Raw genomic sequence first — 19,529 nt, forward strand, 5'->3', positions numbered from 1 at the left:
ACTGATAATCAAACGAGTTCTAAGGACAAACTATGGCATTCAATGACACTGAAGTCGTACAAATTAAACAATGTATGAACTATTTCATGGAAAAGCGTCGTCCACCAAAGCATATCCGGGATGAACATGATCTTCAGTATCGTATTGAAGACGATAGCGTAATCATTTTCGAGGTTAGACAACTGTCCTGGAGCACCGGACGTGCGGAAGAAATGCTGGCCAAAATAACAAACAACAGAAACAGCAACTCGTGGTCTCTGTTCTGGTCTACTGAGAATAATGAATGGCGACACTACGACGGCCGAATGATAGGCAGTTTTTCTGACGCAATAAAAATTATTGATGAAGATGCAAATCATCGATTCTTTGGCTGACAGCCTGATGACATATTTTAGAGTAAGGTGGTAGGTGTAGAAATACATAATAAGGATATGACAGTGATAAAAGTTGGCAGGGCTATCCTGGCGGTGAACGCATAGGTGAAGGGCAGCATAACCCCAGCCCTACCCGCGAGGGCTTTTTTATATCAATTATCGCTCATCAGGTCGATAGCAACCTCATAAACCTCATTCATAAATCTGTCTATTTCTTGTTCTTTATGGGAGTACAGCAATTGCCTGATATTTCCTTTCGTTATCATCTGCCGTGAATCCAGTAACATAATAGCCGCTCTGCCTGTTACTCTGCATACTTCACTGTAAATCAGTTCTCGTTCGTCACTCATTCATCACCTCTGTATATTTATTCAACAATAACATCCACAGCAGCGCTTGGACAGAAAATAATTGTATATTTTTTGTTCCACCCCATGTGATCTACGCCAGATTTTGACGATTTTAAAAAAGACAAATCCCAAATAAAATCAATAATATAAATATCTTAAATCTTATCTAACATTACCCAAGCCAAAATATGCGCTTGACGCATTTGCGTCAAATGCATATCATCATATCCATCAACGGAACACAGCACGTTGATGTTCTTTAAAAACGATGATAGCGAGCTGTGTATTGGCTGTCAGAACGGTGACGCTGATAAAGCGTCAGCCTTCTCAGAAGGTTTCGGGATTGAAGCAACACATGGTTGTACCAATCGCCAAAGCCGACTGTTTGGAGGAAATATGGCAATAATCATAGTGAAAAAATCACGCAAGCCTGAATTTTTACGTGGCAACTCAGCAAACAGGCGTCACGCCAGGAGAAAGGCTGAAGCGATTGCCACCAAAAATGTAAAAATGAAGTTGGAGGAAATATTCAGAACTGAACCGGACAAAAGCCCAATGAGCCGAGTAGAAAAAGCCACATCCGCATGCAGCACCCCAGTTTATGATTCACCGGACAACTGCTGCTTAAACACAACTGCCCTGTATTCAACTAAGCGATATAAGTCAAAACCAAAAACAGAATTTGGTATCACGGCCAGAGCATAGCCCATCCTATGAATGGGCTGACCAAGTATTACTTAAGGTAGAGCAAGTCCAGTGCTGCTTTCTCTGCATCTTCTGGCTCATCAAATGACTCCAGAATGTGCGGGTACCTTGCTGCCTGACTCAAACTTTTAATATTTTTCTCAATTTCGGATTTTTGCTCGGTAGTCAGCGCGTCAAAAATTGATTTTAGCAAAATATGCTGCGCGTCCAGACGCTTTGCAATCACTTCATTATTCATCTTATTTATCTCATTTTATAGGGCTAAAAGCATCTTAACGGATTTCTATCTGTAACACACGGCACCTCATCTGATATGGTTAAAAGCAGACACTTCACCCCATCACATTTACGGTGGATGTTAGGTTAAATAAAACAGGAGATGGATATGACGTGTAGCAATAAGTACTGCATCGACTGAATTGAGCTCATCACATGTTGCTCAGGCAGAGGCGTATGCCGGAAGCTGCTGCAAAGAGTGCAACAATGAGAACATAGAGCCAACAGATAAAAGCATTTTTGATTACCTGAAATATATCGGGCGTCTTGGCGTCTGACAGCCCAGGATACGAGCCACCAGTCAGTAATCTGAAATTTATATTTTCTGCTTCAGAATAGAATAGTAACAGTCTGATATCTTAATTAGATTAACCCCGGGGCGGACGCTGGATTCAACAACTTCCAAAACATCTTTATCAATCAAACGCTTTGCTGCTTTTTTATAAATTCTGATTTTCCTTTTTTTGTATTTTCCATTAAGAAAATATATCAGTAATGCGCGTTCTTCATCATCGAAATTATTTATTACCTTAGGAGCTTTTATGAATCGAAAAATTACTTTTTTTATTAGCTCACTCATTATATCTCCATAGTTTATTGAACATATGAATGATATTTTAGCATAAAATAATATACGATTTTACTGAAATTTTAACTTTTCTCGCAATACGGGGATAACTATTCATTCATCACGTAGCACAGGGATGTGTATAAGAGGAATTACCTCGGATAAAGGAAATATCCGATTACCGCAAGGAAGATAAAGACAACAACAGGAATCCCGATAGTTAATTTCAGATACCTGATGAATGACTTGGTTATAGCTTTTTCTACAGCTTTCTCAATGATCGTCTCGAGTTGTTCAGGGGTTAAATTCATAACTGCTCTCCTTAGTTTTTCTAACTATATCCGGGGAGCGGGCATTGTGCCAGAGTGAAATTATGCGCCATTAATTTATGGAAAAGGCAGTTGGAATATAACTGCCTTAATGTCCATCAGTAGGAAACAAACATAAATGAGACAGAAAGAAAAAAGATACCGCCAGGAATGGTTGCTGTAATCAAAGGTAATAAAGCAAAAGCCTCCATAATCTGCTCCTCATTGTTATCACTAAATATATTTTAATCAGCATCAATAAAATTTAAATATATCCTTTATTTTTCAGGTATATCCGTAGGTAAACAACATGAAAACTAAACCTTGTCGCGCTGCGTGCGGTTCTGACGTGGCGTGCATCTCTATGCCATTTTTACGCCTTGCCCGATGTGCGGCAAGGGTAGCGATATCCACCGGAAAGTCCCGCATTTGGGATCTGGCTAACCAATTACAGATGAGAGCTTACGGGAGAAAGATATGTCGCTGATGACTGCAAAACAAAAACACACCAAGGAACAGGTTATTGAGTTGTTCAATCAGGCTGACATGGATGAAAAGCAGATTGAGCAGATTGTGTCGGAATGGCGTTGGCGCAGGGAGAATGCCAAGACAAACCGTATTCTACATCAGTGCAGAATGAGGCTACCGGCATGAACACATACACAATACAGGATGCTCAGGTAGAACGGCAACGGATTGCCGAACAGCGCAGAAAACGAGAGCAGAAAGAAAAGGATGATTACTGGTTTCGTGAAAGTGTCGGATTGCCAAACGGACGGGTACCGGTAGAATTTTTAAGCGGAGAATTCACATGATGGAATATCCACGCCGTATAGGGAAACGTTCAGGCTCCGGTGGGACGTATGATGAAAATTATCAACACGCCCTGAAATCAGCAATTGAGCAAATGGATTTGCAACGGCGGGGAAAACCGACCGGAGAGCCTTCACTGTCAGAGCAACGGGTTGCCGAGACACTTCACAACATCTGCCGCATCACTGCCCTTCGCTACCCTCCACTACCTGAAAACATCAAAGCAGCACGGAATGCTGCTGAGACACAGGCGTGGAGAGAATGGAGGACAGAACATGGAAAAACTAACGGTGTCGGCGGTGTTGATTATTACGGCGGTGGGCGTGCGGAATCACGCCCCGGCCAGAGATTGGGGGATTAATCATGTCTGAAGTCTATAAGGCAATAAGTGCCGTAGCCAAGGAACTGGCTGAGACAGGCATCAAAAAAGGGAGCAGGAATTCACAACAGGGGTTTATGTTCAGGGGTATCGACGCTGTATACAACGCACTTGCCCCGGCGCTGGTTAAGCATGGCCTGATTATCCTTCCCCGCATTATGGAGCGTTCTGTCACGGAGCGACAGACACAAAAAGGCGGTACCTTATTTTATGTCGTGGTGAAGGCTGAGTTTGATTTCATTGCCACGGAAGACGGCAGCAAACACACAGTGACCACCTTTGGCGAAGCTATGGATAGCGGGGACAAGGCAACCAACAAAGCAATGTCTATCGCCTATAAATACGCAGCTTTCCAGGCATTTTGTATTCCTACCGAAGAAACTGCGATTGATGCTGACGCAGAGGTTCACGATGTTGTTCCACGTAATCCAGAGCAGATTTTGGGTGACTATACCGAATTTCTTAATGTCACAAGTGACACAAAGACGATTGAGGCTGAATACAGAAAAGTGTGGCAAATGCTGAACGGCAGCGACAAGCAGGATGAATGTAAACGACTCACCGGCATCAGGATCAACGAACTTAAGCAGGCGGCATAAATGGCAATTAACGTAATTACAGTCAGCGGTAATATCGGAAAGGATTGTGAGCAACGATGGACTCCGGCAGGGAAAGCCGTTGCATCGTTCAGCCTGCCGGTGAAACAGGGATATGGCGAGCACGAAAAGACATCGTGGGTTACCTGTAAAATGTTCGGCGCGAAAGCTGAGAAATTGCCAGAACACCTGAAAAAAGGAATGAAGGTGACGGTTACTGGCGAGTTCATCATGGAGGAATGGACAGGTCAGGATGGCAATAAACGATCAGCGCCGGTGATTATCGTGAACCAGTTGGATTTCAGCAACAATCAGGCAGGAAGCCAGAAGCCGCAGACGCAGCAAGCTCCAGCACGGAATGAGCCACCGATGGATTTTGACTATGATGTTCCGTTTTAGGATGAAGCGTAATGCAGGGATGAGCAGGTAGACAAAAGCGTTAAGTTATAACGCCACAGAAAGCAGAGAACGGACGCAGACGAATAGCAAGGGATTGCCTGACGGAATTAATGCAGCACACATCAGACGAACAACACACCGCAATACTCGACAAATACACACCGAAATTCAAACCAATTAATCGCCCGTGCTTTTCTGAGAAGAAAGTGCCCGGGTATTACGTGCGTACGATACAGCAGGAGGATGAAGTATGGGGGTTGCAACTAAACCCACTTTAACCAGAGGCAGAGCCCTAACTTTATATTGGCCGACGGTAGACGCCTACCCGATGGATAGCCGTGAAGCCTGTGCCTTCATGGGAATATCTTACCCTACCCTGAAAAAATGGATTGATTCCGGCAGGCTGTCCGGCTCAAGAAAAGATCCGCTTAAGCCCAAATCGCCGTGGCAGTTTACCCGTGCAAATTGCATTGCAGCCATCAACTACAAAATGCACAATACGCCGGAAAGCGTGATTAGTGCGGAAGAGGAAAGGATATGTCAATCTTCCGGAGAGGCGAGATATGGTACGCCAGTTACTCGCACAATGGTAAAAGAATTAAGGAGTCGCTTGGTACAACGGACAAAAAACAAGCGCAGGAGTTGCATGATAAACGAAAGGCCGAGCTGTGGCGCGTAAGCTCACTGGGTGAAACTCCGAAGGTAACTTTTGAGGTTGCCTGTACTCGGTGGCTCGAGGAAAAATCAGGCAAAAAATCTCTTGATGATGATAAAACCAAAATACTGTTTTGGCTCGATCACTTTGAAGGGATGCACCTGGCAGATATTGATGAGATTAAAATCTATGATGCTGTCAGTAAGCTGAAAAATCAGAAGCTGAAAGAAAATTGGGAAAAGCATATTTCCGGCAGGAAGCGGCGCGCAGTCAGTAAAAAATCAGAGCCGGTTTCTGTAGCAACCAAATCTGCTTACCTGGCTTTCATCAAGTCACTGCTCCGCGCCGCTGAACGCGACTGGAAGTATCTCGATAAAGCCCCGAATATCCGGGTGCCAAAACCGAAGAATAACCGGGTCCGATGGCTCGAGCCACGGGAAGCAAAACGCCTGATCGATGAATGCAGTGAACCTCTTAAATCTGTTGTGACATTTGCTCTGGCTACCGGCCTGCGGCGCTCCAATATTATTAACCTGGAATGGTCACAAATAGATATGCCGAGAAAAGTAGCGTGGATTCCCCCGGATCAGACCAAATCAGGGAAAGCATTGGGTGTTGCTCTTAACGACACTGCGTGCCGCGTCCTGCGTGAGCAGATAGGCAATCACACAAAGTATGTTTTTGTGCATACGAAGGCTAAAAACAGATCTGACGGCTCAATGACTCCGGTTGTCAGAAAAATGCGCGTTGACGGTAATACTGCGTTCAGGACTGCACTTAAACGTGCCGGTATAGAAAACTTCCGTTTTCACGACCTTCGCCACACATGGGCGAGCTGGTTAATTCAGGCGGGAGTACCGCTGTCCGTATTGCAGGAAATGGGGGGATGGGAATCAATAGAAATGGTACGCCGGTATGCTCACCTGGCACCAGGTCATCTGAGCCAGCATGCGCAGCAAATCGATGCTGTTTTTGGTGAGGATGTCCCAAATATGTCCCACCCGACCCTGAGTGTGGTTGGTGAGCACAAATGAAAAACCCGCTAACTGGTTGAGAGTTAACGGGTTTAATATGGTGCCGGCTACCGGAGTCGAACTGGTGACCTACTGATTACAAGTCAGTTGCTCTACCAACTGAGCTAAGCCGGCGAATTTGGCGGAAGGATAGAGATTCGAACTCTAGGACGGTCTCCCGTCGGCGGTTTTCAAGACCGCTGCCTTAAGCCACTCGGCCATCCTTCCATGGGGCGCGATTATGCTGAAAAATGAGGAACCTGTCTACCCCTATATGCAAAAAAATCCGATTTTTTTGTCTTCCTGCTCAACATTCGTGCATCATACCGGCCCTGCGGCGGAATACTGCTGTTATTGTGACGGGAATTAGTATGATAGAATTAATTCCCGGTGAATTTACAGTCAAGTACTTACTATAAGGTCGCAACGGAACATATGTACAGACAGTCACATACCAAGCCTTATGCGATACCCGGCTTTTATGCATCATTTGTTTCGTTATTAGTCTTATCTCTCTTTTTATACGGATATAACTATTACGATGCCTGGCTGGGAAGCAAAAAAGGCGCCCTCTACAGTTTCAGCAGCCGGATAGAACATCAGGTTGAAACGTACCGCTATCAGTCCGCTGAGCTGTTCCGGCTCGCCAATACCACGGACACAGAGAAACGGCCTGAGCTCGTTCCGCCGCATAAAATCCTGAATGATATTTACTGGATTGACAGCCGTGTGCCGGTTGTGGATGCCATCCTGTTCGGCCAGACCAATGATGAGACCTACGCCATCGCACGGCGTTTTTCGGATTATCTGACCATTCTGTGGGGCGGTGAGAATCAGTTTAATTCTGTGTATTACCTCAACGGACTGGATAACAGTCTGCTGCTGGTGACATCCCATTCTGCCCTGCGTCCGGAGCTGCGCTACCGCGAAAGCCCGCTGACATTGGGTGCCGATGAAAAACGGGCGGAAATGCTGGCGGACTCCACGGCGCTGGATGAGCGGGAAACCCTCTCCTCTTTTACCAAGATGCCGTCAGAATCAACCTATTACTATACCTACCGCGCAATGTTTAATAACCCGGGTCAGCTGACCAGCGTGGTGGCGTTTGATTTACCAGTCAATAACCTGGTGCCGGATAATCTGGATTTGTCCAATCTGTCACTGATCCCGGCCGAAACCCACACCCTCAGCAATCGTCCGAATGCAGTGCAGATCAGTATTAACGGCCTGTCACTGAAACTCAGTTACCGTCTGCGTGAAATGCCGTATCAGGTGGTTTATCAGCTCTCACTGCTGTCTCTGGCCGAAGAGATGCTGGCAGCCAATATCTGGCTGTTAATTTCTGTCTTCCTGTTCAGCATGCTCTCCGTCGGCGGCCTTGTTTATATCCGCAAGCGATTCATTTCCCCGCTCAATACACTGGTCCGCCAGGCCAGAAACAGCGAAGCGATAACCAATGAAATTGTGGCGCAACTGCCTATCGGGCTGGCGATTTATGATTTTGCCGCCAATAAACGGCTGGTCAGTAATACCATCGCCAGCCAGCTGCTGACCCTCAGCGACCTGAACAAAACCCGCGACATGGCCCGCGAGCATCAGGGCCGGATCCAGACCACTATTGATAACGTGGTTTATGAAGTCAGTATGAATCCGGTCCGTAATATGAATGATACTTATCTTATTCTGTTCCGGGATGTGGATCAGGAGGCGCTGACTGCGCGCCGTCTGCAATTGTCTGATCGTGAGTATAAGAAAAGCATCAAAGCCCGTCAGTCTGTGCTGTCAAATATCCGTTCAGAGCTGGTGGTGCCGGTCAAACAGCTCGGTAATGACCTGCATACGCTGGCACCGTACGTGACTGATCCTGTCGGTGGCCTGCTGATGGATAAAGTGGTGACGGAATCCGGTTATCTGTGTGAGTGGATCGAAAATATTATTCTGCTGGCTGATCTGGAAAGTGATGACTGGAAACCGACCAATGATGAATTCCTGTTGTCACAAACCGTCGAGGATATCGTTAAACAATTCTCACGTCAGATAAATGACAAAGGCATTCCGCTTTATTTCCATAACAGTATTAATAAGCAGCTAAATTACATTGGTGACGGTCCTATTATCAGTAAGATATTTTTATTATTACTGAATTACGCCGTCAGTAATTTAAAATACGGAAAATTGGTTATTCGCCTTAAGAATATATTTAAAAATGAACATAATAATATCAGATTGGAAATAATCGCCAGCGGCTCCGGTCTGCCGCAATCTGATCTCGTTAATCTGCACGATCCGTTTATGTTTCAGGTCGCGGAGACGGAAGGTCGTCCGAACTCGGGGCTGGCATTCTATTTGTGTGATTTATTATGTAAAAAACTCAGCGGAGAGCTGAAAATAGACAGTAAACCGGACATCGGTACACACTACACTGTTGAGTTGCCGCTGCCTGCCACCGAGATGATCGGTGAGCCGTCAGAGGTGCTGGAAGATACGCTGTTTAAGATCAATATCATTAATCCGAGTATTCGGGAAATAATTAACGCAATTATAATTGAAAACGGCGGAATTTTATTTGATAAAAATCGCGCATTATTGCAAGATGAATATGACATCCTGGTAACTGACTTTGATAAGAAAGCGAGAAAACCAATACTCTTTTTACGAAATGACATTATTGAACACAGAATGATTACGCCTTCCCTGGTGGAGTGTAATTATAATTTCAATGATGAAATTCTGAATGCTATTACGCTGCTTATCGAACAAAGCTTAACTTCGGATGAGTTTGATGATAGATTCTTACCCGGGAATCCGGGTATTAATACAGCAGCGCTTTCCGTCGGGGAAGTTGTTGCGTTATATAAAAATCAGCTGGCACAAAGTACGTATAAAGATTTGTTTGCCACCACAGTCCCTCCTGATATAAGTAAGATGTACACGGAAGCAGAATTAAGTGAATTGCAGCCACTGGCGCTGACAGTACATCGGGTCAAAGGGGTCTTTGCTGTGCTCGACTTTGATTATCTGAAATCACGCTGTGAAGATATAGAACGCTGTATCGCTGACAAAAACAAAATGAAGGTGGATGAAGGTATCCGGGAAATTGATGCCATTGTCACTGAATTGCTGCAGCAAGGTAACCAAGAGTATGAATAACCTGAATGTTATTATCGCTGATGACCATCCTATTGTTCTGTTCGGGATAAAAAAGTCCCTGGAACAGCTGGAAACGGTTAATGTTGTTGGTGAATTTGAAGATTCCACTTCACTCATCAATAACTTAGCACGCCTGGATGCGGATGTTCTGATCACTGACCTTTCCATGCCGGGAGATAAATATGGTGATGGCATCACGCTTATCAAGTATATCAAGCGCCATTATCCTGACCTGGCGATTATTGTGCTGACCATGAACAATAATCCGGCGATCCTCAGTGCCGTACTGGACCTCGATATCGAAGGGATCGTACTGAAGCAGGGTGCGCCGGCTGATCTGCCGAAAGCACTGGCCTCTTTGCAGAAAGGAAAGAAATTCACCCCTGACAGCGTTTCCAAACTGCTGGAAAAAGTGAATGCCAACGGGTACGGCGATAAGCGCCTGTCTCCGAAAGAGAGTGAGGTTCTGCGTCTGTTTGCCGAAGGGCATCTGGTCACTGAGATTGCGCGTAAACTGAACCGCAGTATCAAAACTATCAGCAGCCAGAAAAAATCCGCCATGCTGAAACTGGGTGTAGATAACGATATCGCTCTGCTGAATTACCTTTCGTCTGTCACTATCGACAGCCACAGAGACGAGTAATCCGGAAACGTTTTACAGTACTGATGCAAAACCGCCATTCAGATGAACGGCGGTTTTTTTATGTGCCGGTTATTCAGCCCCGGGCGGCGTGACCTGCGGAATGTAGTGCTGCATCATGGTGCGCAACGCCTGCATCGAGACCGGTTTGGAGAGACAATCGTTCATGCCGGAAGCCAGACAGCGCTCGCGCTCTTCGGCCAGCGCGTTGGCGGTGATCCCGATAACCGGTAGTGTCATCCCCTTCTCTCTCAGTGTGCGGGTCAGGTCATAACCGTTCATATTCGGCATATTGACGTCTGACAGAATAATATCCACCTCATGGGTTTCGAGGAAGTCGAGTGCATCCAGCCCGTCATCCGCCGTTGCGGTGTGGAAGCCGAACAGATGCAGCTGATCTGACAGCAGATGGCGGTTAATCGGATGGTCATCCACAATCAGGATCCGGACATGCGCGGCCTGCTGACTGTCCGGCAGCAGCGGCGGCGGCAGATCATCGGCTTCCTGACGACGATTATTCAGGCGGTCAGAGACAAAATCAAACAGCCCGTCGAGCTGATGGGTATTATGCCGCCAGTGATTGCCGCCCATCGGCACCGGTTTGTCAGTATAACCGGCATCCAGTTCAATCAGCAGACGCACCTGTTTCATCGCCGGGGTCACCATGTCCGTGATCACTACCGCACAGGCAATATCTGAGCATTCAGACAACGGAACCGCTGCCGGGGCAATATCCTGCCAGTAACGCTGCATATAATCCGCCAGCACGCCGTTGCGGAACTCAAAGACCAGCGGTACAGTCAGCGGCACAATATCCGCATGATGGCCGGACGGATAGGCGGTATAGCACGGGAAGCGGATCCCGAACAGACTGCCGACCTCTTTCTGTGATTCCACCATCATGTCGCCGTCCATCAGTGAAATCAGCTTTTCACAGATAGGCAGCCCCAGCCCGGTACCCTGCGACGGGCTGTCCGTGTTCGGCATAATCTGATAGAACGGGTCGAATAACTGGCGCAGTTCATCCTCACTGATACCGCCGCCGGTATCCTGAATATCCACATGCAGATATTCGCCGCAGACATAGACATGAATGCACACCATCCCGACATGCGTGTATTTAATCGCATTATTAAACAGGTTGGCGATCACCTGCTGCATCCGCACCGGATCATTACAGACCAGCTCCGGCACATCTTTTTCAATAAAGCAGTACAGTGAAAGGTGTTTTTTCGCCACCAGCGGCAGGTAGTTTGCCACCACAAAATGAATATGTTCGCGGAAGTTAAACTCTCTCGGCTCAATTTTCAGCTGTTTGGATTCAATTTTGGAGAAGTCGAGAATATCACTGATAATTTTCAGCAATAATGAGGAGGAGTTATTCATCGTGCCGAGCAGGCGCTGGGCATCCCGCGAATGTGCCATGGACTGTAACAGCTCCAGGTTACCGATAATACCGTACAGCGGCGTGCGCAGCTCATGACTGACCGTGGCAAGGAACATGGATTTCGACTGGTTAGCCTGCTCTGCCGCCTGTGCCGCATCCTGTAACGAGCTTTCCAGCTGCACACGTGCGCTGATATCCACCAGCACACAAATCGCCACTTCCTCGTTCTGGTAACGGGAATGCACAAAACTGACCTGAAGGTGCCCTCCGTTACGGGTCACCATATCTTCCATTCCCTGCCGTTTATCTTTTATCAGCAGGCCGATACGGTTGCGATCCTCAAACGAAAGCATACGCCAGTAATTATGAGCCAGCTCATTACTCAGCAGTGCCGTACCGTCGAGTGTGCGCAGAATGCAAATCCCGACCGGTGCGGAGGCCACAATTTTATGGTTGAACTGCTCGTGCTCCTCCAGACGCATTGCGCTGTTTTCGGCCGGCATAAATATCCGCCGTTCCAGCAGCCAGGTAAACAACCCGATAATAATGGCGGAGATCAGATTAAGAATCGCCCCGTTAAGGATCTGAAATTTCAGTTTTTCATAGATTGAGCTCAGCGGCGTGGTATATACCACACTCAGCAGGGACGGCGTGAGCCTGCGTTTAAAGACCAGTTGGGTGAATTCGTCGTCATAGCCGAAATAATTATCGTCTACCAGATAACGGTCTTTATTTTTCTGTGTGTTAATTTCTTCCGGATAAGAGAGCACGACATCATCCTGCTCATTAATAATCACCATATTGGCCGGGAAATCGCGCAGGCGGTTAAAGTTTTCCAGCTGCAGATTACGCTCAATGCCCATCAGTGCCAGAAAACGCCCGTCATAATACAGCGGCATCATCACAAACAGGCTGGCCATTCCCTGATTACTGCCCGGCGCCGCCCAGTAAATAGTGCGCTCTTTCCCCTGACTTTTCAGGCGGAAATAGTTCTGAGAGTAATCATTGACCATTCTGCGCAGCGTTTCGCTGCTGGTGGAAAGGTTGCGGATCGGAAATGACACCATACACAGGGTTTTTGAACCGACCAGAAAGACCTGATTCAGCCCCATCGGTGCGGCGATATTGTTCTGCCAGTACGTCAGGAGATCTTTGAATGCAATAATATACGGGCCGCTGCCGGTGCGGAAGGCCGCGCAGTCGCCTTTGGTATTCAGTGCCCGGTAATCAATAAAAAAGCCGTCGGTGGTCCGGTCTGCGGGCTCTCCCGGCCGTACTTCTTTATTTTCGACAAACCGTTCATTCATATAACGGATATCGCGGGTCATATCGGTGGATTGCCGGAAATAGGCTAATAAGGCATCGTAATCGGAATAATATTGCTGGCGGATATCATTGCGCATCCCGTTATAGATATTCAGTAAATAGAATACCGTCACCAGCGCCCCCAGCCCCCATAACATCACACCGACGATCCGGAACAGGTAACGCGAAATTTTCAGTGATGTCTGGAAAGATGAAAAGTATCTCAAAGGGGCTCCGCCAATAATGAATCTGATATATTCACGAGGTTTCAGACTGTTATGTCTAGGATATACCACTGTGCAATGTTTACAAAACCCCCGGGGTAAATAAAAAGCAGGAACAATATTATTGTTCCTGCTTTATCGGTTTTTCTGATTTTATATTACCGGAAACCGGTGATATTAATCGTTATTCTCTTCTGCATTATCATCAGATGCCGCATCCGTCACTTCACCGTCTTCAGAGAAATCATTTTCATCCTCTTCCGGCTCCGCAACACGCTGCAGACCGACCACTTTCTCTTCTTCTCCGGTACGGATCAGCGTCACACCCTGGGTATTACGGCCCACGATACTGACTTCAGAGACGCGGGTGCGGACCAGAGTACCGGCATCGGTGATCATCATAATCTGATCATCCGCACCGACCTGGATTGCACCCACGACTTTCCCGTTACGCTCACTCACTTTAATGGAGATAACCCCCTGAGTGGCGCGGGATTTGGTCGGATACTCCGCTTCCGCAGTCCGCTTACCGTAGCCGTTTTCGGTGACCGTCAGAATTTCACCTTCACCGCGCGGAATAATCAGTGACACGACCGCATCGTCGTCACCCAGACGGATACCGCGCACGCCGGTGGCGGTACGCCCCATGGCACGGACAGCATCTTCCGCAAAGCGGACGACTTTACCGTCAGCAGAGAACAGCATCACTTCGTTGCTGCCGTCAGTCAGGTCAACGCCAATCAGCTCATCACCCTCATTGAGGTTGACGGCGATAATACCGGCGTTACGCGGACGGCTGAAGTCCTGCAGGGAGGTTTTCTTCACGGTACCGCTGGCGGTCGCCATAAAGACAAACTTACCTTCTTCATATTCACGGACCGGCAGAATAGCAGTGATACGCTCGTTCTGTTCCTGGTCCAGCGGTAATATGTTGATAATCGGACGACCGCGCGCACCACGGCTGGCTTCCGGTAACTGATACACTTTCAGCCAGTACAGCTTCCCTTTGTTGGAGAAGCAGAGAATGGTGTCGTGGGTGTTTGCCACCAGCAGACGTTCGATAAAGTCTTCTTCTTTGATACGGGCGGCAGATTTACCTTTCCCGCCGCGGCGCTGGGCTTCATAATCGGTCAGCGGCTGATACTTCACATAGCCCTGATGGGACAGTGTCACCACCACGTCTTCCTGACTGATCAGATCTTCGATGTTGATATCCGCTGTGTTTTCTGTGATATCAGTACGGCGCTTATCGTTGAACTGCTCTTTCACTGCCACCAGCTCTTCACGGATGACTTCCATCAGACGCTCAGGGCTTTGCAGGATATGCAGCAGACCGGCAATCAGTTCCAGTAACTCGCGGTATTCGTCGAGCAGTTTTTCATGCTCCAGACCGGTCAGTTTCTGCAGACGCAGATCCAGAATCGCCTGAGCCTGAACTTCGGTCAGATGATACAGACCATCGCGGATACCGAACTGCTCATCCAGGCCTTCCGGACGTGCGGCATCATCACCGGCACCGGCCAGCATGGCGGCAACCGTACCCAGTTCCCATGCCTGTGCCAGTAACCCGGCTTTTGCTTCCGCAGGCGTCGGCGCACGGCGGATAAGCTCGATAATCGGGTCGATATTGGCCAGTGCAATCGCCAGACCTTCGAGGATATGGGCGCGTTCACGGGCTTTACGTAATTCGTAGATTGTCCGGCGGGTCACCACTTCACGGCGGTGGCGCACAAACGCACTGAGAATTTCTTTCAGATTGAGGATCTTCGGCTGTCCCTGATGCAGGGCAACCATATTGATACCAAACGTGGTCTGCATCTGTGTCAGCAGATAAAGGTTGTTCAGTACTACTTCACCGACCGCATCGCGTTTGACTTCAATCACAATGCGCATACCGTCTTTATCGGATTCATCACGCAGTGCGCTGATACCTTCCAGACGTTTCTCTTTAACCAGCTCGGCGATTTTCTCAATCAGGCGGGCTTTGTTCACCTGATACGGAATTTCATTAACGATAATGGTTTCGCGGCCGGTTTTTTCATCCGTTTCCACTTCAGCGCGGGCACGGATATGAATTTTGCCGCGTCCGGTGCGGTAAGCATCGAGAATACCGCGGCGGCCGTTGATAATCGCCGCAGTCGGGAAGTCCGGCCCCGGGATGTGCTCCATCAGACCTTCGATGCTGATATCTTCATCATCAATATAGGCAAGGCAGCCGTCAATGACTTCACCCAGGTTATGCGGCGGAATATTGGTTGCCATCCCGACAGCAATACCGGATGAACCATTCACCAGCAGGTTCGGGATGCGGGTCGGCATCACATCCGGGATCATTTCGGTACCGTCATAGTTCGGTACAAAATCCACGGTTTCTTTGTCGATGTCGGCTAACAGTTCATGGGCAATTTTCGCCATACGGACTTCCGTATAACGCATTGCCGCTGCGGAATCACCGTCGATTGAACCAAAGTTACCCTGACCATCCACCAGCATATAGCGCATTGAGAACGGCTGAGCCAGGCGGACAATCGTTTCATACACAGCACTGTCACCATGGGGGTGATATTTACCGATCACATCCCCGACCACACGGGCAGATTTTTTATAGGCTTTGTTCCAGTCATTACCCAGTTCTTTCATCGCGAATAATACGCGGCGATGAACCGGTTTCAGACCATCCCTGACATCGGGGAGCGCGCGTCCGACAATAACGGACATGGCGTAATCCAGATACGAGCTTTTCAGCTCCTCTTCGATGTTAACGGGCAAGATTTCTTTGGCATTGTCGCTCATGGAGCCAGTATCCCTCATTACTCCGGATTCAAGGTGCGGAACTATACCACAAATCGCCAATGTTTAAAAAAGGAGATATAGAAATCGGGAGAGTATTTTATTTCTGACGCATCCGCGCCCGGCATTGTATACTGACGCCATCGCGTATTCCGGCAGGTTCTGCCGCAGCAAGAGAGAGAAAGAGACCATGAATGACACAGCTTCCCCGCTGACAGCCAATGTCGATCCTGCGGAAATTAAAAAGTTTGAGGATGTTGCCTCACGCTGGTGGGATCTTGAGGGTGAATTTAAACCGCTGCACCGGATCAATCCGCTGCGTCTGGCTTATATTCAGCAGCGGGTTAACGGTGTGTTCGGGAAGAAAGTGCTGGATGTCGGCTGCGGTGGCGGAATTCTGGCAGAAAGTATGGCGCGGGAAGGTGCGGATGTCACCGGGCTGGATATGGGCGCGGAGCCGCTTCAGGTTGCGCGTCTGCATGCACTGGAAAGCGGCACAGATATCACCTATGTGCAGGAAACAGTGGAACAGCACGCAGAAAAACATGCGCAACGGTATGATGTGGTGACCTGCATGGAGATGCTTGAGCATGTGCCGGATCCTGCGTCTGTAGTGCGTTCCTGTGCCCGTCTGGTCAAACCGGGGGGCGATGTGGTGTTCTCCACCATTAACCGCAACAAGAAAGCCTGGTTTATGGCTGTTATCGCAGCAGAATATATTCTGAAGATGGTACCGCCCGGTACGCACGATGCGAAAAAATTTATCCGTCCGGCAGAGCTGATTGACTGGCTGAATAATACCGGTCTGCGCGAGCAGCACATGATTGGCTTACATTACAACCCGTTAAGCGATAAATTCTGGCTGGCACCCAATGTGGATGTAAATTATATGTTGCATACCCGTTTTATTTTATAGTGTCAAGTTAATTACTCCGGCGATTAATAAAACGCCAAACAAATCGCATTTTTCTAAAATTATCGCTTCGCGTAATAAGGTAAGCACAGTTTCATTTTGTCAGGGATCTCAGTGCTTACCACTCTGTCAGCGGGTGACTATCCTCAAGTTATCCACAAAAGATCCTGATTTTATACACTTGATCCTGAGCGCATTTATCATTATCTTGTTACCCATCTTTTACAGACACACTACATCTTGTGTTTAAATCGCTCAGCACCCGCTATTGACTTTCCCGGAACATTTGTTTCAGGGATCGTTTTTTATCGGGCAGATACACGTTATCAGCGCGTTAATCACAACAGGGTGTCATTTTCAAAACAGGGTATATCAACTGATGAACCAGAATCTGCTTGTTACCAAACGTGATGGTCACAAAGAACGTATCGATTTAGACAAAATCCACCGCGTCATTACCTGGGCCGCTGAAGGTCTGAATAATGTCTCTGTCTCCCAGGTCGAGTTACGTTCCCAGATTCAGTTCTACGACGGGATCCGTACCGCGGATATTCATGAAACCATGATTAAGGCCGCCGCCGACCTGATTTCCGCTGAAACACCGGATTATCAGTATCTGTCTGCCCGCCTGGCTATTTTTAACCTGCGCAAAAAAGCCTACGGCCAGTTTGAGCCGCCGGCGTTATATGCCCATGTACAGAAAATGGTGGCTGCCGGTAAATATGACGAAAATCTGTTAACCGATTACACCGAAGCTGAATTTGACCAGATGAATGAGTTCATCGATCACTGGCGTGATATGAATTTCTCTTACGCCGCCGTCAAACAGCTGGAAGGGAAATATCTGGTTCAGAACCGTGTTACCGGCGAAGTGTATGAAAGTGCACAATTCCTGTATATCCTGGTTGCGGCCTGTCTGTTCTCGCATTATCCGAAAGAGACCCGTCTGGATTATATCCGCCGGTTCTATGACGCCACGTCAACCTTCAAGATTTCCCTGCCGACGCCGATTATGTCCGGTGTCCGCACCCCGACCCGCCAGTTCAGCTCCTGTGTGCTGATCGAGTGCGGCGACAGCCTGGACTCCATCAACGCGACCTCCGGTGCGATTGTCAAATATGTGTCCCAGCGTGCCGGTATCGGTATCAACGCGGGTCGCATCCGTGCGCTCGGCAGCCCGATCCGCGGCGGTGAGGCATTCCACACCGGTTGTATCCCGTTCTACAAACATTTCCAGACCGCCGTGAAATCCTGTTCTCAGGGCGGCGTGCGCGGTGGTGCGGCGACGCTGTTCTACCCTATCTGGCATCTGGAAGTGGAAAGCCTGCTGGTACTGAAAAACAACCGTGGCGTTGAGGGCAACCGTGTCCGCCACCTCGATTACGGCGTCCAGATCAACAAACTGATGTATGAACGTCTGATCAAAGGCCAGGATATCACCCTGTTCAGCCCGTCCGATGTACCGGGGTTATATGACGCGTTCTTCGCCGATCAGGATGCGTTCGAGCGTCTTTATGAGCAGTATGAGAAAGATCCGTCTATCCGCAAACAGACGCTGAAAGCGGTGGAACTGTTCTCCCTGATGATGCAGGAACGTGCCTCGACCGGCCGTATCTATATTCAGAACGTGGATCACTGCAACACTCACAGCCCGTTTGATCCGTTTATCGCGCCGGTGCGCCAGTCCAACCTGTGTCTGGAAATCGCCCTGCCGACCAAACCGCTTAACGATATGAATGATCCGAACGGGGAAATCGCGCTGTGTACGCTGTCCGCGTTTAACCTGGGTGCCATTGAGAACCTCGATGAGCTGGAAGAACTGGCTATCCTGGCAGTACGTGCCCTGGATGCCCTGCTCGATTACCAGGATTATCCGATTGAAGCGGCACGCAAAGGCTCAATGGGCCGCCGTACCCTGGGTATCGGGGTGATTAACTTCGCTTACTACCTGGCGAAACACGGTGTGCGCTATTCCGACGGCAGCGCCAATAACCTGACTCACCGCACCTTTGAAGCTATTCAGTATTACCTGCTGAAAGCCTCCAATGAGCTGGCAAAAGAGTACGGAGCATGCCCGTGGTTTAACGAAACCACCTATTCACAGGGCATTCTGCCGATCGATACTTACAAGAAAACCCTGGATCAGCTGACCAACGAGCCGCTGCATTATGACTGGGAAGGCCTGCGCGAAGAGATCAAAAAACACGGTCTGCGTAACTCCACCCTGTCTGCCCTGATGCCGTCAGAGACATCCTCGCAGATCTCCAATGCCACCAACGGCATTGAGCCGCCACGCGGTTATATCAGTGTTAAAGCCTCGAAAGACGGTATTCTGCGCCAGGTCGTGCCGGAGTATGAGCGCCTGAAATCCGCGTATGAACTGTTATGGCAGATGCCGGGTAACGAGGGCTATCTCCAGCTGGTGGGGATTATGCAGAAGTTTGTCGATCAGGCGATTTCGTCCAACACCAACTATGATCCGACCCGGTTCCCGAGCGGCAAAGTACCGATGAACCAGTTACTGAAAGATTTGCTGCTGGCCTATAAATACGGTGTGAAAACACTTTATTACCACAATACCCGCGATGGTGCGGAGGATACCCAGGAAGACCTTCCTGAGGAAGTGGTCATCGCCGACGATGATGGTTGTGAAGGCGGCGCGTGTAAAATTTAAGGTGAATAAA

At 48.3% G+C, this 19,529-nt stretch carries 16 protein-coding genes and 2 tRNA genes; 11 read left to right on the forward strand and 7 right to left on the reverse strand.

The window, feature by feature from the left end:
* Positions 1–32 precede the first annotated feature (32 nt).
* A complete protein-coding gene (locus tag ACSBQN_RS08635) occupies positions 33–374 on the forward strand; it encodes a DUF3024 domain-containing protein (RefSeq protein WP_186726484.1) in 342 nt (113 codons plus the stop codon).
* 152 nt (positions 375–526) lie between these two features.
* On the opposite strand, the gene ACSBQN_RS08640 is transcribed toward ACSBQN_RS08635, so the two are convergent.
* On the reverse strand, positions 527–724 hold the full coding sequence (locus tag ACSBQN_RS08640) for a DUF2767 family protein (RefSeq protein ID WP_036414486.1): 198 nt from the start codon (positions 722–724) through the stop codon (positions 527–529).
* A gap of 252 nt (positions 725–976) precedes the next feature.
* On the opposite strand from ACSBQN_RS08640, the gene ACSBQN_RS08645 reads away from it, so the two are divergent.
* Positions 977–1,429, forward strand: a complete 453-nt coding sequence (locus ACSBQN_RS08645; protein ID WP_230058901.1) for a hypothetical protein — start codon at positions 977–979, stop codon at positions 1,427–1,429.
* Positions 1,430–1,457: 28 nt separating this feature from the next.
* On the opposite strand, the gene ACSBQN_RS08650 is transcribed toward ACSBQN_RS08645, so the two are convergent.
* Complete coding sequence (locus ACSBQN_RS08650) at positions 1,458–1,667, reverse strand: hypothetical protein (protein WP_004240099.1); 210 nt, start codon at positions 1,665–1,667, stop codon at positions 1,458–1,460.
* Positions 1,668–2,021: 354 nt separating this feature from the next.
* Positions 2,022–2,285: a hypothetical protein gene (locus ACSBQN_RS08655; protein ID WP_052927414.1), complete on the reverse strand. Its 264-nt coding sequence runs from the start codon at positions 2,283–2,285 to the stop codon at positions 2,022–2,024.
* 773 nt (positions 2,286–3,058) lie between these two features.
* On the opposite strand from ACSBQN_RS08655, the gene ACSBQN_RS08660 reads away from it, so the two are divergent.
* The 5 genes from ACSBQN_RS08660 (at position 3,059) to ACSBQN_RS08680 (ending at position 6,457) form a co-directional block, all read left to right on the forward strand.
* Complete coding sequence (locus ACSBQN_RS08660; protein ID WP_214168969.1) at positions 3,059–3,235, forward strand: hypothetical protein; 177 nt, start codon at positions 3,059–3,061, stop codon at positions 3,233–3,235.
* 157 nt (positions 3,236–3,392) lie between these two features.
* Entirely contained in the window at positions 3,393–3,755 is a 363-nt protein-coding gene (locus ACSBQN_RS08665; protein WP_434991663.1) for a hypothetical protein, read from the forward strand.
* Positions 3,756–3,757: 2 nt separating this feature from the next.
* Positions 3,758–4,372, forward strand: coding sequence for an ERF family protein (locus tag ACSBQN_RS08670; protein WP_434991664.1), 615 nt, complete (start codon positions 3,758–3,760; stop codon positions 4,370–4,372).
* Positions 4,373–4,768, forward strand: a complete 396-nt coding sequence (locus ACSBQN_RS08675) for a single-stranded DNA-binding protein (RefSeq protein ID WP_434991665.1) — start codon at positions 4,373–4,375, stop codon at positions 4,766–4,768.
* Between the two features lie 537 nt (positions 4,769–5,305).
* Positions 5,306–6,457 carry a tyrosine-type recombinase/integrase gene (locus ACSBQN_RS08680; RefSeq protein ID WP_096747291.1) on the forward strand — a complete coding sequence of 384 codons (1,152 nt, stop codon included), beginning with the start codon at positions 5,306–5,308 and terminating at the stop codon, positions 6,455–6,457.
* A 38-nt stretch (positions 6,458–6,495) separates the two neighbouring features.
* Here the strand turns inward: ACSBQN_RS08680 and ACSBQN_RS08685 are convergent.
* Positions 6,496–6,571, reverse strand: a tRNA-Thr gene (locus ACSBQN_RS08685).
* Positions 6,572–6,576: 5 nt separating this feature from the next.
* A tRNA-Ser gene (locus ACSBQN_RS08690) sits at positions 6,577–6,664 on the reverse strand.
* A gap of 207 nt (positions 6,665–6,871) precedes the next feature.
* Here ACSBQN_RS08690 and rcsD point away from each other — a divergent pair.
* Both rcsD and rcsB read left to right on the forward strand, forming a co-directional pair.
* Positions 6,872–9,586 carry a phosphotransferase RcsD gene (rcsD, locus tag ACSBQN_RS08695; RefSeq protein ID WP_201893264.1) on the forward strand — a complete coding sequence of 905 codons (2,715 nt, stop codon included), beginning with the start codon at positions 6,872–6,874 and terminating at the stop codon, positions 9,584–9,586.
* The gene (gene rcsB, locus ACSBQN_RS08700) at positions 9,579–10,229 is read left to right on the forward strand and encodes a response regulator transcription factor RcsB (protein WP_004236763.1); all 651 of its coding nucleotides are present in this window, start codon (positions 9,579–9,581) and stop codon (positions 10,227–10,229) included. Before rcsD ends, rcsB begins: the two co-directional genes overlap by 8 nt.
* Before the next feature lie 69 nt (positions 10,230–10,298).
* Here rcsB and rcsC read toward each other — a convergent pair whose 3' ends face one another.
* Both rcsC and gyrA read right to left on the reverse strand, forming a co-directional pair.
* Positions 10,299–13,145, reverse strand: coding sequence for a two-component system sensor histidine kinase RcsC (rcsC, locus tag ACSBQN_RS08705; protein WP_062772540.1), 2,847 nt, complete (start codon positions 13,143–13,145; stop codon positions 10,299–10,301).
* Between the two features lie 174 nt (positions 13,146–13,319).
* Positions 13,320–15,935, reverse strand: coding sequence for a DNA topoisomerase (ATP-hydrolyzing) subunit A (gene gyrA, locus ACSBQN_RS08710; RefSeq protein WP_004236765.1), 2,616 nt, complete (start codon positions 15,933–15,935; stop codon positions 13,320–13,322).
* Positions 15,936–16,122: 187 nt separating this feature from the next.
* Here gyrA and ubiG point away from each other — a divergent pair, with 187 nt between their 5' ends.
* The gene (gene ubiG / locus ACSBQN_RS08715) at positions 16,123–16,848 is read left to right on the forward strand and encodes a bifunctional 2-polyprenyl-6-hydroxyphenol methylase/3-demethylubiquinol 3-O-methyltransferase UbiG (RefSeq protein WP_062772537.1); all 726 of its coding nucleotides are present in this window, start codon (positions 16,123–16,125) and stop codon (positions 16,846–16,848) included.
* 376 nt (positions 16,849–17,224) lie between these two features.
* Positions 17,225–19,519: a class 1a ribonucleoside-diphosphate reductase subunit alpha gene (gene nrdA / locus ACSBQN_RS08720; protein WP_024473820.1), complete on the forward strand. Its 2,295-nt coding sequence runs from the start codon at positions 17,225–17,227 to the stop codon at positions 19,517–19,519.
* Positions 19,520–19,529 lie beyond the last annotated feature (10 nt).

The sequence above is a fragment of the Morganella sp. B601 genome (assembly GCF_051172335.1).
Classification (GTDB): Bacteria; Pseudomonadota; Gammaproteobacteria; order Enterobacterales; family Enterobacteriaceae; genus Morganella; species Morganella morganii.

Excerpts from the sequence above, each read along its gene's own strand:
- ubiG (WP_062772537.1), top strand. The coding sequence starts at position 16,123 with ATGAATGACACAGCTTCCCCGCTGACAGCCAATGTCGATCCTGCGGAA.
- ACSBQN_RS08645 (WP_230058901.1), top strand. The coding sequence starts at position 977 with ATGTTCTTTAAAAACGATGATAGCGAGCTGTGTATTGGCTGTCAGAAC.
- ACSBQN_RS08640 (WP_036414486.1), bottom strand. The coding sequence starts at position 724 with ATGAGTGACGAACGAGAACTGATTTACAGTGAAGTATGCAGAGTAACA.
- ACSBQN_RS08670 (WP_434991664.1), top strand. The coding sequence starts at position 3,758 with ATGTCTGAAGTCTATAAGGCAATAAGTGCCGTAGCCAAGGAACTGGCT.
- ACSBQN_RS08660 (WP_214168969.1), top strand. The coding sequence starts at position 3,059 with ATGTCGCTGATGACTGCAAAACAAAAACACACCAAGGAACAGGTTATT.
- ACSBQN_RS08655 (WP_052927414.1), bottom strand. The coding sequence starts at position 2,285 with ATGAGTGAGCTAATAAAAAAAGTAATTTTTCGATTCATAAAAGCTCCT.
- rcsD (WP_201893264.1), top strand. The coding sequence starts at position 6,872 with ATGTACAGACAGTCACATACCAAGCCTTATGCGATACCCGGCTTTTAT.
- gyrA (WP_004236765.1), bottom strand. The coding sequence starts at position 15,935 with ATGAGCGACAATGCCAAAGAAATCTTGCCCGTTAACATCGAAGAGGAG.
- ACSBQN_RS08635 (WP_186726484.1), top strand. The coding sequence starts at position 33 with ATGGCATTCAATGACACTGAAGTCGTACAAATTAAACAATGTATGAAC.
- ACSBQN_RS08675 (WP_434991665.1), top strand. The coding sequence starts at position 4,373 with ATGGCAATTAACGTAATTACAGTCAGCGGTAATATCGGAAAGGATTGT.
- ACSBQN_RS08650 (WP_004240099.1), bottom strand. The coding sequence starts at position 1,667 with ATGAATAATGAAGTGATTGCAAAGCGTCTGGACGCGCAGCATATTTTG.
- nrdA (WP_024473820.1), top strand. The coding sequence starts at position 17,225 with ATGAACCAGAATCTGCTTGTTACCAAACGTGATGGTCACAAAGAACGT.
- rcsB (WP_004236763.1), top strand. The coding sequence starts at position 9,579 with ATGAATAACCTGAATGTTATTATCGCTGATGACCATCCTATTGTTCTG.
- ACSBQN_RS08665 (WP_434991663.1), top strand. The coding sequence starts at position 3,393 with ATGATGGAATATCCACGCCGTATAGGGAAACGTTCAGGCTCCGGTGGG.
- ACSBQN_RS08680 (WP_096747291.1), top strand. The coding sequence starts at position 5,306 with ATGTCAATCTTCCGGAGAGGCGAGATATGGTACGCCAGTTACTCGCAC.